Origin of the sequence: Aquabacterium sp. NJ1 (assembly GCF_000768065.1) — a bacterium.
In the GTDB taxonomy this organism is placed as follows: domain Bacteria; phylum Pseudomonadota; class Gammaproteobacteria; order Burkholderiales; family Burkholderiaceae_C; genus Aquabacterium.
Window position 1 is genome coordinate 3,175,171 of the sequence record NZ_JRKM01000001.1, and the last position, 12,930, is coordinate 3,188,100.

7 protein-coding genes are annotated in these 12,930 nt (G+C 63.9%); 6 read left to right on the forward strand and 1 reads right to left on the reverse strand.

The genetic code is table 11. From position 1 onward, the window contains the following. Window positions 1–17 precede the first annotated feature (17 nt). The gene (locus JY96_RS13655) at window positions 18–4,157 is read left to right on the forward strand and encodes a calcium-binding protein (protein ID WP_035038211.1); all 4,140 of its coding nucleotides are present in this window, start codon (window positions 18–20) and stop codon (window positions 4,155–4,157) included. 12 nt (window positions 4,158–4,169) lie between these two features. On the opposite strand, the gene JY96_RS13660 is transcribed toward JY96_RS13655, so the two are convergent. Further along, window positions 4,170–4,727: an HNH endonuclease gene (locus JY96_RS13660; RefSeq protein WP_035038213.1), complete on the reverse strand. Its 558-nt coding sequence runs from the start codon at window positions 4,725–4,727 to the stop codon at window positions 4,170–4,172. A gap of 262 nt (window positions 4,728–4,989) precedes the next feature. On the opposite strand from JY96_RS13660, the gene JY96_RS13665 reads away from it, so the two are divergent. The 5 genes from JY96_RS13665 (at window position 4,990) to JY96_RS13690 (ending at window position 12,808) form a co-directional block, all read left to right on the forward strand. Next, on the forward strand, window positions 4,990–5,739 hold the full coding sequence (locus tag JY96_RS13665; RefSeq protein ID WP_081961253.1) for a TetR/AcrR family transcriptional regulator: 750 nt from the start codon (window positions 4,990–4,992) through the stop codon (window positions 5,737–5,739). Window positions 5,740–5,813: 74 nt separating this feature from the next. Further along, the gene (locus JY96_RS13670; protein ID WP_035038215.1) at window positions 5,814–7,604 is read left to right on the forward strand and encodes an acyl-CoA dehydrogenase C-terminal domain-containing protein; all 1,791 of its coding nucleotides are present in this window, start codon (window positions 5,814–5,816) and stop codon (window positions 7,602–7,604) included. A gap of 79 nt (window positions 7,605–7,683) precedes the next feature. Further along, window positions 7,684–10,083: a 3-hydroxyacyl-CoA dehydrogenase/enoyl-CoA hydratase family protein gene (locus tag JY96_RS13675; RefSeq protein ID WP_035038217.1), complete on the forward strand. Its 2,400-nt coding sequence runs from the start codon at window positions 7,684–7,686 to the stop codon at window positions 10,081–10,083. Window positions 10,084–10,101: 18 nt separating this feature from the next. Next, a complete protein-coding gene (locus JY96_RS13680; protein WP_035038220.1) occupies window positions 10,102–11,325 on the forward strand; it encodes an acetyl-CoA C-acyltransferase in 1,224 nt (407 codons plus the stop codon). A gap of 613 nt (window positions 11,326–11,938) precedes the next feature. Beyond that, complete coding sequence (locus JY96_RS13690; protein WP_035038225.1) at window positions 11,939–12,808, forward strand: alpha/beta fold hydrolase; 870 nt, start codon at window positions 11,939–11,941, stop codon at window positions 12,806–12,808. Window positions 12,809–12,930: the final 122 nt, after the last annotated feature.

Below are 12,930 nucleotides of genomic sequence, written 5' to 3' on the forward strand. Positions count from 1 at the left end.
AAGCACAGGGAGCCAGCATGGCGAATCTCATTCAGGGTACGGATGGTGTCGATTTCTTGAGCGGCACGCCGGGTGATGACCGCATCGAAGGTGGTGCAGGCGATGACCATTTGATCGGCGATGCCGGCAACGACACCTTGTCTGGAGACGCCGGCCGCGACTTCCTGGACGGAGGCGAGGGCGCTGACACCTTCCTGTTCGGCCGTGGTGACGGCCAGGACACCGTGACGGCGGGCTGGAGCGACGCCCCCGGCGTCATCGACACCTTGAGCCTGGGAGTGGGCATCAGCCTGGCCGATGTGGACTTCAGCGCCCAGAACGGCAGTGACCTGTTGCTCAAGTTGCGCGGCAGCAGCGACAGCGTGACGCTGGCGGGGTACTTCAACACGCCTTTCGACCGCCGCCCGCTCATCACCTTTGCCGACGGCAGCAGCCTCAACGGCATGAACGTCGACACGCTGGTCAACACCGACGGCACTTCGCAGTTCGGCACACCGCAGTCAGAGCTGGTGGTGGGCGGTCGAGGCGATGACCAGCTCAACGGCATGGAAGGTGACGACACGCTGTACGGTGACGCCGGCCGTGACTTCATGGACGGCGGCTCCGGCGCCGACACCTACCTGTTTGGCCGAGGTGATGGCCAGGACACGATCGTGGCCTACAGCGGGGACGCCCCCGGCATCCAGGACACGGTGCGCCTGGGCAGTGGCATCAGCCTGGCTGATGTGGATGTGAGTACCCAGAACGGCAGCGACCTGCTGCTCAAATTGCGTGGTGGCACGGACAGCGTGACCTTGGCCGGCTACTTCAGTTTGCCCTTTGAGCAGCGCCCGCTGATCGCCTTCGCGGATGGCAGCAGCCTCAACGGCATGAGCGTGGACAACCTGGTCAACGCCTACGGCCTCTACCAGGGCGGCACACCGCAATCGGAGATGCTCGTGGGCAGCCGCGGTGACGACCAACTCAATGGCATGGAAGGCGACGACACACTGTACGGTGGCGCGGGGCGCGATCTCATGGACGGCGGCCAGGGGGCCGACACCTACCTGTTTGGTCAAGGCGACGGTCAGGACACCGTGATGGCCGGTTGGGGCGATGCCCCCGGCGTCACCGACACCTTGCGCCTGGGCAGCGGCATCAGCCTCGCCGATGTCGACTTGAGTTCCCAGAACGACATCGATCTCTTGCTCAAGCTGCGCGGCAGCAGCGACAGCGTGATGCTGTCGGGCTACTTCAACACGCCCTTCGACCGCCGCCCGCTCATCACCTTTGCCGATGGCAGCAGCCTCAACGGCATGAACGTGGACGTGCTGCGCAAGACCTACGGCAGCTACCAGGGCGGTACGCCGCAATCGGAGATGGTCGTGGGCGGCCATGGTGACGACCAGCTCAGCGGCATGGAGGGCGACGACACGCTGTATGGTGCTGCCGGGCGTGATCTCATGGACGGTGGCCCAGGCGCCGACACCTACCTGTTTGGCCGCGGCGACGGCCAGGACACCGTGATGGCCGGCTGGGGTGATGCGCCGGGCGTCACCGACACCTTGCGCCTGGGCAGCGGCATCAGCCTCGCCGACCTGGACTGGCTCATCCTGAATGGCAGCGATTTGCTGCTCAAACTGCGTGGCAGCAGCGACAGCGTGACCTTGGCGGGTTACTTCTACACGTCCTTCGACCGCCGCCCGCTCATCACCTTTGCCGATGGCAGCAGCCTCAACGGCATGAACGTCGACACGCTGGTCAACACCGACGGCACCTCACAGTTCGGTACACCGCAGGCAGGGCTGGTGGTGGGTGGCCGAGGTGATGACCAGCTCAATGGCATGGAGGGCGACGACACGCTGTACGGTGCCGCCGGCCGTGACTTCATGGACGGCGGCCAGGGCGCTGACACCTACCTGTTCGGCCGTGGCGATGGCCAGGACACGGTGATGGCCTACAGCGGCTACGGTGACGCGCCAGGCACCAGCGACACCCTGCGCCTGGGGGCGGGCATCAGCCTGTCCGATGTGGATGTGAGCGCTCAGAACGGCAGCGACCTCTTGCTCCAGCTGCGCGGCAGCAGCGACAGCGTGACCCTGGCGGGCTACTTCTACACGTCCTTCGATCGCCGCCCGCTCATCGCTTTTGCCGACGGCAGCAGCCTCAACGGCATTGGCGTGGACAACCTGGTCTGGGGCAATACCATCAACCAATCCGGTTCGCAGCAAGCCGAGATGCTGGTGGGCAGCCGGGGCGACGACCAGCTCATGGGGCAGGAGGGCGACGACACGCTGTACGGTGCGGCCGGCCGTGACTTCATGGATGGCGGCTCAGGTGCCGACACCTACCTGTTTGGCCTCGGTGACGGCCAGGACACGGTGATGACCGGCTGGGGCGATGCCCCTGGTGTCACTGACACCTTGCGCCTGGGCAGCGGCATCAGCCTGGCCGATGTGGATGTGAACACCCAGAACGGCAGCGACCTGTTGGTCCAGCTGCGCGGCAGCAGCGACAGCGTGACCTTGTCGGGCTACTTCAACACGTCCTTCGATCGCCGCCCGCTGATCACCTTTGCCGACGGCAGCAGCCTCAACGGCATGGCGGTGGACAACCTGGTCAACGCCTATGGTCTCTACCAGGGCGGCACACCGCAGTCGGAAACGGTCGTGGGCAGCCGTGGGGACGACCAGCTCAACGGCATGGAAGGCGACGACACGCTGTACGGTGGCGCCGGGCGCGATGTCATGGACGGCGGCCCCGGCGCTGACACCTACCTGTTTGGCCGTGGTGACGGCCAGGACACGGTGATGGCCGGCTGGGGCGACCTCCCGGGCGTCATCGACACCGTGCGCCTGGGTAGTGACATCAGCCTGGCCGATGTCGACCTGAGCACGCAAAACGGCGACCTGCTGATCACCTTGTTCGGCAGCAGCGACAGCGTGACCCTGTCAGGGTACTTCAACACGCCTTTCGACCGCACCCCGCTCATCACCTTTGCCGACGGCCTCAGCCTCGATGCGGCGAGCGCCGGCAATCTGGCCGATGGCACGGGCGTGTACCAGGTCGGTACCTCGCAAGCAGACGCGCTGGTGGGCAGCCATGGCGATGACCAGTTCAACGGCATGGACGGCGACGACAGGCTGTACGCAGGCGCCGGGCGCGACCTGCTGGACGGTGGCCTGGGCGCCGACACCATGGCCGGTGGTGCGGACGATGACACCTACATCGTCGACAACACGGGCGACGTGGTCGTCGAAAAGCTCGAAGCCGACAGCGCCATCAGCTACGACACCATCCTGTCCTCGGTGAGCTACACCGCCCCCGACAACGTCGAAGCCCTGGTGCTCACCGGCACGGCCGACATCAACGCCACCTCCAACAACGCCGGTTGCGACCTCACGGGCAACAGCGGCAACAACTACCTCAAGGGCGGCGACGGCCTGGACTTCATCTATGGTGACGACGGCGCCGACACGCTCGAAGGCGGCGCGGGCGACGACTACTACTACCTCACCGACAACAGCGACACCGTGATCGAGCAGGCCGGTGGTGGCCTGGACCAGATCTGGGCCTATGGCGACGGCATCAAGATGGCGGCCAACGTCGAGCGCCTGTACATGCAGAGCTACCTGGCTCGCACGGCCTATGGCAACGATGGCAACAACCTGATGGCCGGCAACAACCGCGCCAACACCCTGTATGGCAATGGCGGCAACGACAAGCTCTTTGGCTACAGCGGCAACGACACGATCTACGGCGGTCTGGGCAACGACAGCCTGTACGGTTCGGTCGGCAACGACACCTACCACTTCTCGCGTGGTGACGGCGCCGACACCATCTACGACGTGGACGCCACCGCCGGCAACCAGGACCAGCTGATGTTCGATGGCGCGGTCAACGCCGATCAGGTCTGGCTGGCCAAGTCCGGCAACGACCTGGTGGTGAGCCTCATCGGCACCACCGACAAGGTCACCATCAACAGCTGGTACCTGGGGGGGATCTACCAGGTCGAGTCCATCGTGGCCGGCGGCAATGGCAAGACGCTGTCGGCGGCCAATGTGCAGAACCTGGTCAATGCCATGGCCAGCTTCACGCCACCGGCCGCCGGGCAGACCACCTTGCCTGCCAACTACCAGACGGCGCTTGGCGGCGTGATTGCTGCCAACTGGACCTGAGGCGCTGCCTGCTCAAGAGCGCAGCCGGCTGTGCGCCGGCACGCTCGCCAGAAGGAACTCCATCTGGTCGGCCACGATGCGCCGCCCGCGCAGGATCATGTCCTCGTGCAGGCTGGGCACATAGGGCAGGTAGTACATCGACCAGCCCAGCTCATTGAGCGTGCGGTTGCCCTTGCGGCCGTTGCAGCCGCGGCAGGCCGTGATGCAGTTCATCCAGGTGTCGAGCCCGCCACGCGAGGTCGGCATGATGTGCTCACGCGTGAGGTCATCGAGGTGAAAGCGCCCGCCGCAGTAGGCGCAGACCTGGCGGTCCCGGGCAAACAGCTTGGGGTTGGACAGCGCCGGTTGCTGGCGCCAGGCCCGGCTGGGCATTGCGCCATGCACGGCCACGATCGGGTGCAGCTCCAGCCGGGACTGCAGCCCCGTTCGCCGCTGAACCCCCCCGCGCAGCACGATAAAGGGGTCCCCCAGCGTCCACGCGACACCGTTGCTGGCATACAGAACCGCCGCTTCCTTGGCCGACAGCCAAGCCTGCGGACGGCCTGACACGTCAAGTTGCAGCACGTCCATACAGCCCTCACAAGGCGATGATGAGCACAGGATAGTGCGGCTTGCATGACTTTTTCAACCATTTGAGTGCAGGGTGCCCGGTTTCTCGCGGTCGCATCGCAACACTCAGGGTGACTACCTAGGCCGAAGGGCGGGGGAAAGGCAGGTCCTGATGCACCAAGCCGCACGATGCAAGAAATGCCACAAAAAAAAGTTTGGGAAAGCTCACACAGCTGTCATCTTTTTTTGCAAAATAGCACGACCGTTCGTTTTATTCCGAGGAATGCCCTTGTCCGATTTGCTGCCCCAAGACGCCAAGCCCGCCCATGAGGTGGTGCGTGAGCGTGGGCGCGGCGCACACAAGGGCCAGCAGACCCGGGCGGCCATCCTGGAGGCCGCGCTGAACCTGGCCTCCCAGATGGGCATCGAGGGTCTGTCCATCGGTGCCCTGGCCGAAGTCACCGGCATGAGCAAGTCCGGCGTGTTCGCCCACTTCGGCTCGCGTGAGGAACTGCAGATTTCCGTCATCCGGGAGTACCACGAGCGCTTTGAAGAAGAAGTCTTCATGCCGGCCATCCGCCAGCCTCGTGGCCTGCCGCGTCTGCGTGCATTGTTTGACAACTGGGTGGCCAAGGTCGCCACTGAAATCGATTCCGGTTGCATTTACATCAGCGGTGCGGTTGAATTCGACGACCGTCCGGGCCCGGTGCGCGACGCGCTGGCCGGCATGGTCGTGACCTGGCACGGGTCACTGGTGCGCGCCATCAAGATGGCCATCGACATGGGCCACCTGCGCGCCGACACCGACCCGATGCAAATGCAGTTCGAGATCCATGGCCTGATCCTTTCGCTTCATCATGACGCGCGCTTCTTGCGTTCGCCTGATGCAATCGATCGGGCCCGCACGGCGTTCGAGCGTCTCATCCAGTACTACACCCTGGGTGCGCCGACGTCGTCTGGAGCAGCCGGGCCTTCGGGCTCGTCTACTGTCGGGGGCGCGGCCACACAGGCTGCGCCGCTGACTTCTGTTTGATCCCCCCTGTCGCCTGGCCACGTAGATCAGGTTTTTCATTGTTTAACGTGTATTTCTGACCGAGGAGCTTCACGATGCCTTCCTACAATCCCCCGCTGCGCGACATGCAATTCGTGATGCATGAACTGCTGGGCGCTGTTGATGAACTCAAGCAGATCCCTGCTTACGCAGACCTGGACGAAGACACCGTCAATGCCGTGCTCGAAGAAGGCGGCAAGTTCGCCTCCAAGGTGCTGGCCCCCCTGAACCTGGTTGGCGACACCCAAGGTTGCGTCCTGAACAAGGAAACCCACGAAGTCAAGACACCTGACGGTTTCAAGGAAGCCTACAAGCAGTACACCGAAAACGGCTGGTCGGCTCTGTCGGCTGATCCGGAGTGGGGCGGTCAGGGTATGCCTCAGCTGGTCAACCAGGCCATCTATGAAATGAACAACTCGGCCAACCAGGCCTGGACGATGTACCCTGGCCTGAGCCACGGTGCCCATGCCGCCCTGGAAGCCCACGGTACCGACGCTCAAAAGAAGCTGTACCTGCCCAAGCTGACCTCCGGCGAGTGGACCGGCACGATGTGCCTGACCGAACCCCATTGCGGTACCGACCTGGGCCTGCTGCGCACCAAGGCCGAGCCCGTGGGCGACGGCACCTACAAGATCACCGGCGCCAAGATCTTCATCTCGGCCGGTGAACATGACATGGCCGAGAACATCGTCCATCTGGTGCTGGCTCGCCTGCCGGATGCTCCCGCTGGTTCCAAGGGCATCTCCCTGTTCGTGGTGCCCAAGTTCAACGTGAACGCCGACGGTTCGCTGGGTTCGCGCAACGGCATCTTCTGCGCTGGCCTGGAGCACAAGATGGGCATCCATGGCAACGCCACCGCCCAGATCGTTCTGGAAGAAGCCATCGGCACCCTGGTGGGCCAACCTCACCGTGGTCTGCCAGCCATGTTCGTGATGATGAACGGTGCCCGTCTGGGCGTGGGCAACCAGTCCCTGGGCCTGACCCAAGTCGCTTACGAAAACGCCGTGAACTACGCCAAGGACCGCGTGCAGATGCGTGCCCTGTCGGGCCCCAAGCGCCCCGACCTGGCTGCCGACCCCATCATCGTGCACCCCGATGTGCGCAAGATGCTGCTGACCGCCCGCGCCTGGGCTGAAGGTGCTCGCGCTCTGGTTTACTTCACCGCCATCGAGCTGGACAAGGCCCACAACCACCCTGATGAAGCCGTCCGCAAGGAATCCGACGACACCGTCGCCCTGCTGACCCCGATCGTCAAGGCCTTCATCACCGACAACGCCTGGGCTGCCACGACGCATTGCCAGCAGGTCTACGGTGGCCACGGCTTCATCCACGAGTGGGGCATGGAGCAGTTCGTGCGCGACGCCCGCATCAACATGATCTACGAAGGCACGAACACCGTGCAATCGCTGGACCTGCTGGGCCGCAAGGTGCTGGGCGATGCTGGCGCCAAGCTGACCAAGTTCGGCAAGCTCGTGGGCAAGTTCGTCAAGGAAAACGCCGACAACGAAGCCATGCAAGAGTTCACCAAGCCCCTGGCTGACCTGGGCCAGAAGGTGCAAGCCTTCACCATGGAAATCGGCATGAAGGGCATGCAGAACCCTGACGAAGTCGGCGCCGCTGCAGTGGATTACCTGCGCGTGGTCGGCCACCTGGTCTACTCGTACTTCTTTGCCCGCATGGCCAAGATCGCCCTGGAGAAGCAATCCTCCGGCGACAAGTTCTACATCGCCAAGCTGGCCACCGCCCGCTTCTACTTCGCCAAGCTGCTGCCTGAAGTCGAGACCCTGATGATCACGGCCAAGGCCGGTCTGAAGCCCCTGGTGGAAATGGACGAAGCCCTGTTCTAATCAACAGGCCGTTCAAAGGGAGGTGGGTCCACTGCCTCCCTTTTCCATCTCCATTTCCCAAGTTCTGCTAGGAGAGAACATGAGTCAATTCAATGTGCGCAAGGTTGCCGTGCTCGGCGCCGGCGTCATGGGCGCCCAGATCGCGGCCCACCTGGTCAACTGCAAGGTGCCGGTCGTTCTGTTCGACCTGCCCGCCAAGGAAGGCCCCAAGAACGGCATCGTGACCAAGGCTGTCGAAGGCCTGAAGAAGCTGAAGCCTTCGCCCCTGGGCGTGGCCGAAGACGCCGTGCTGATCCAGCAAGCCAACTACGAAGAGCACCTCGAAGAGCTGCGTGGTTGCGACCTGATCATCGAAGCCATCGCCGAGCGTCTGGACTGGAAGGAAGATCTGTACAAGAAGATCGCGCCCTTCGTGAACGACAAGGCCATCCTGGCCACCAACACCTCCGGTCTGTCCATCACGGCCATGGCCAATGTGTTGCCCGAGCAGCTGCGTTCGCGCTTCCTGGGTATCCACTTCTTCAACCCCCCCCGCTACATGTTCCTGCTGGAACTGATCCCCACCGAGTTCACCGCGCCTGACGTGGTCGACAAGCTGGAGACCTTCTCGGCCTCCGTGGTGGGCAAGGGCGTGGTTCGTGCATACGACACCCCCAACTTCATCGCCAACCGCGTGGGCGTGGCCGGCATGATGCTGACCTTCCGCGAAGTCGAGCGTTCGGGCCTGGGTTACGACGTCGTCGACGACCTGACCGGCAAGAAGATGGGCCGTGCTTCGTCGGCCACCTTCCGTACCGCCGACGTGGTGGGTCTGGACACGATGGCACATGTCATCAAGACCCTGCAGAACGGCGCCAAGGATGACCCGTTCAACAGCTGCTTCGCCAACCCCGTGGCGCTGGACAAGCTGCTGGCCCTGGGCAACTTCGGCCAGAAGACCAAGGCTGGTTTCTTCAAGAAGGAAGGCAAGACCATCCTTCAGTTCAACGCTGAAACCGGTGAATACGTGCCTGCTGGCGCCAAGGCCGACAAGGAAGTCACCGACATCCTCAAGAAGCCTGCTGCCGAGCGCGTGAAGGCCCTGCGTGAGTCCGCTCACCCGCAAGCCCAGTTCATCTGGGCCCTGCTGCGCAACGCCTTCCACTACGCTGCCGTGACGCTGGAATCGATCGCCGAATCCGCTCGCGAAGTGGACTTCGCCATGCGCTGGGGCTTCGGCATGAAGCAAGGCCCGTTCGAAATCTGGCAAGAAGCCGGCTGGAAGCAAGTGGCTGAATGGGTGAAGGCCGACATCGATTCGGGCAAGGCCCTGTCGAAGGCCCCGCTGCCCGCCTGGGTGTTCGACGGCCGCGACGGTGTGCACACCGCCGAAGGTTCGTGGTCGCCCAAGACCGGCAAGTACGTGCCCATCCGCGATCTGCCCGTCTACAAGCGTCAGGCCTTCCGTGAAAACGTGCTGGGCTCGCAAGCCCCGAACGCGGCCACCGCTGGCAAGACCCTGTTTGAAGACGCCGCCATCCGCCTGTGGACCTTGGACGACGAAGTGGTCATCGCTTCGATCAAGTCCAAGATGCACACCATCAGCGCCGAAGTGACCGCTGGCCTGGCCAAGGGTCTGGAAATCGCTGAAGCCGGCTACAAGGGCATGGTCATCTGGACGCAAGACGGCCCCTTCTCTGCTGGTGCCGACCTGCAATCCATGATGCCCGCCTTCATGAGCGGTGGTGGCAAGGCCATCGCCCCGTTCGAGAAGCAACTGCAGGACTTCATGCTGTCGCTGCGCTACTCCAACGTGCCGACCGTGGCTGCGATGCACGGCCTGGCCCTGGGTGGTGGTTGCGAACTGGCTGTGCACGCTGCCAAGCGTGTGGCCGCCATGGAAACCTATGTGGGTCTGGTCGAAGTCGGCGTGGGTCTGATCCCTGGCGGCGGCGGTCTGGCTTACCTGGCTCGCCGTGCTGCTGAGCAAGTCGAAGCGTCCAAGGGCGTGTCCGGCATGGTCGGCGCCGAGCTGATGGGCTTCGTCAAGGAAGGTTTCCAGGCTGCGGCCATGGCCAAGGTGGCAACCTCTGCCATCGAAGCCCGCAAGTTCGGCTACCTGCTGGACAGCGACGTGATCGTGCCCAACAAGGACGAAGTCCTGTACGTGGCCATCGCCCAAGCCAAGGCCATGTTCGAGTCCGGCTACCGCGCACCTGCCAAGAAGCAATTCGCTGTGGCCGGCCGCAACGTGAAGGCCACGCTGCAGTCGTCGCTGATCAACATGCGTGATGGCGGCTTCATCTCTGCCCACGACTACTACATCAGCTCCTGCATCGCCGATGTGCTGACCGGCGGCGACGTCGATGGCGGCACCCTGGTGAGCGAGGAATACCTGCACGCCCTGGAGCGCAAGCACTTCTGCACGCTGTTGGACAACCCCAAGACGCAAGAACGCATCATGGGCATGCTGTCGACCGGCAAGCCTGTCCGCAACTGATCGATCGGAGACAAATCTATGTCTAAGCAACTCCGCGACGTTTACGTCGTTGCCGCCACCCGCACCCCGATCGGCAAGTCTGGCCGCGGCGTGTTCAAGAACACCCGCCCTGACGATCTGCTGGTCGCCACCATCAAGAGCGCCCTCAAGCAAGTTCCCACGCTGGACCCTGCTGCCATCGAAGACGCCATCGTGGGCTGCGCGATGCCTGAAGGCGAACAAGGCATGAACGTGGCCAAGATCGCCACGCTGCTGTCTGGCCTGCCCAAGACCGTGGCCGGTGCCACCGTGAACCGCTTCTGCGCGGCCGGTATCACCGCCGTGTCGATCGCTGCTGACCGCATTCGTGTGGGCGAAGCCGAAGTCATGATCGCCGGTGGCGTGGAATCGATGTCCATGGTGCCCATGGGCGGTTCCAAGCCTTCGTTCAACCCCAAGGTCGTGGACCTGGACGAGAACGTCGGTATCGCCTACGGCATGGGCATGACCGCCGAGAAGGTGGCCGAGCAGTGGAAGGTGACCCGCGAAGAGCAGGACGCTTTCGCTGTGGAATCGCACCGTCGTGCCATCGCCGCTCAACAAGCTGGCTGGTTCGATGCCGAGACCACCCCGATCGAAGTCGAAGTGCGTACACCTAACCTGGAAACAGGCGAAGTGACGATCACCAAGAAGGTCATCAACCGTGACGAAGGCGCCCGTCCTGACACCTCGATGGAGGGCCTGGCCAAGCTGCGTGCCGTGTTCGCTGCCAAGGGTTCGGTCACGGCCGGTAACTCGTCGCAGACGTCTGACGGCGCTGGCTGCCTGATCCTGGCTTCGAAGGAAGCTTGCGAGAAGTACGGCCTGAAGCCTCTGGCCAAGTTCGTGGCTTTCGCCGTGAAGGGCGTGCCTCCAGAAATCATGGGTATCGGCCCGATCGAAGCCATCCCCAAGGCTCTGGAATACGCAGGCCTGAAGGCTTCGGACATGGACTGGGTTGAGCTGAACGAAGCGTTCGCTGCTCAGTCGCTGGCTGTGCTGAAGGATCTGGACAGCAAGGGCCACGTGCTGGACCGCGCCAAGGTGAACCCGATGGGCGGCGCGATCGCCCTGGGTCACCCGCTGGGTGCAACCGGTGCCATCCGCGCTGCGACCGTGGTGCACGGTCTGCGTCGCACGGGCGGCAAGTACGGCATGGTGACGATGTGTATCGGTACCGGCCAAGGTGCTGCTGGCATTTTCGAGCGCGTCGACAGCCTGTGATGATCGGCTTCAGACAGGCTGTTGATCGGGTGCTTGTAGAGGCCCGGTTGATGGCGGTTTGAACGACGAGCCCGCATGGAGTGATCCTTGCGGGCTTTTTTGTATGTGCGTGTTTGGGTGAGGTTTTTGGGTTGTGGTGGTTGACGGTGAGGGTTTCGGGACGGTGGCGGTGTGTGCCTGCGCCGCTCCTGACGCGGGGCACCACCGAGCTGGTTCACTTTGGCCTCTTGAACACGGGCCTGCCCATGCAGCTGATCAGGACACCGCGAATGGTCGCTTTGCAGGCACACACCACCACCATCCCGCGACACACCGTGGCGGGGCGGGGCGGTCGGGGCAGAGGGCGGCTTGCCGCCCTCTGCCCCGACCTTCTCACCACCGCGCGCTTGCTGGCGTTGTTGGGGGGGCGGGCCTCGGTGTGGATGGGCCTGGGGGTGCGGGTGAGCGGGCGCAGCGACCATTCGCGGTGTCCTGACTCATGCCTAGCCAGGCTCGTGTTGACGAGGTCATCCATGCGTGGCGCGGTGGTGGCCCGCGTCAGGAGCGAAGCCCGATCACCCGCGCCCCCAGGTCGCGCCCAACCGCACTGAAGTCCGCCCCCAAACAAAAGACCATGCAAGACGCCCTCCACATCACCACCCAAGACGGTCATCGTCTGGCTGCACGTGTCTACACCCCCGACACGCCTCACGGCCCTGTGCAACGCGCCGTGCTGATCACCTCGGCCATGGGCGTACCGCAGCGCTTCTACGAGGCCTTTGCGCAATGGCTGAGCACGCAAGGTATCGCCGTCATGAGCTTTGACTGGCGCGGCATGGGCGAGTCCGCGCCGCCGCGCTTGCGGGGCTACAAGGCCAGCATCACCGACTGGGCCACGAAAGACTTGCCCGCCGTGGTGGATGCCTTCTGCGCCCGCTGGCCCGATGTGCCGCGTACCTACCTGGGCCACAGCCTGGGCGGCCAGCTGTTCGGCTGGCTGGACCAGCCCGAGCGCTTCGAGCGTGTGCTCACCGTGGCCAGCGGCAATGGTTACTGGCGGCTCAACGCGCCGGCCGTGCGCCTGCAGGCCCCATTGCTGTGGTGGGTGCTCGCGCCCGTGGCCATCGGCGTGGCCGGCTACTTCCCGGGCAAGCGCCTGGGCGCTGTGGGCGACCTGCCCGCAGCGGCCATGTGGCAGTGGCGCAAATGGTGCCTGCACCCTGATTATCTCGGCGCCGAAGGCCCCGCCTTGCGCGCCCGTTATGCGCAGGTGCAGGTGCCCATCACAGCCGTGGTGCTGGACGACGACGAGCTGCTGCAGCCGGCCGGCATCCGCAAGCTCTACCGCCTGTACGAAAAGGCGCCGGTGCGTTTCGAGCATCTGCATCCGCATCAGCTGGGCATGAAGCAGATCGGGCACTTCGGCTTGTTCAAGCCCAGTTCGGCCGAGCGCCTGTGGCCCATGGCCCTGGGCTGGTTGTCGGGGCATGCCCCTGCGGGATAACGCGGCCCCCTGATCGGGCTATGCCGTTTGCACCGATGCTGCGCGTTAAGCGAGTCGACACAATGCACTTCAAATTCATTCTGTGACGCTCTGATCCCTTTTCCATGGTGGCGGGCGTGACC

What these genes read in the sequence shown, in the direction of transcription:
- JY96_RS13655 (WP_035038211.1), top strand. Translation starts at nt 18, where the DNA reads ATGGCGAATCTCATTCAGGGTACGGATGGTGTCGATTTCTTGAGCGGC.
- JY96_RS13660 (WP_035038213.1), bottom strand. Translation starts at nt 4,727, where the DNA reads ATGGACGTGCTGCAACTTGACGTGTCAGGCCGTCCGCAGGCTTGGCTG.
- JY96_RS13665 (WP_081961253.1), top strand. Translation starts at nt 4,990, where the DNA reads ATGCCCTTGTCCGATTTGCTGCCCCAAGACGCCAAGCCCGCCCATGAG.
- JY96_RS13670 (WP_035038215.1), top strand. Translation starts at nt 5,814, where the DNA reads ATGCCTTCCTACAATCCCCCGCTGCGCGACATGCAATTCGTGATGCAT.
- JY96_RS13675 (WP_035038217.1), top strand. Translation starts at nt 7,684, where the DNA reads ATGAGTCAATTCAATGTGCGCAAGGTTGCCGTGCTCGGCGCCGGCGTC.
- JY96_RS13680 (WP_035038220.1), top strand. Translation starts at nt 10,102, where the DNA reads ATGTCTAAGCAACTCCGCGACGTTTACGTCGTTGCCGCCACCCGCACC.
- JY96_RS13690 (WP_035038225.1), top strand. Translation starts at nt 11,939, where the DNA reads ATGCAAGACGCCCTCCACATCACCACCCAAGACGGTCATCGTCTGGCT.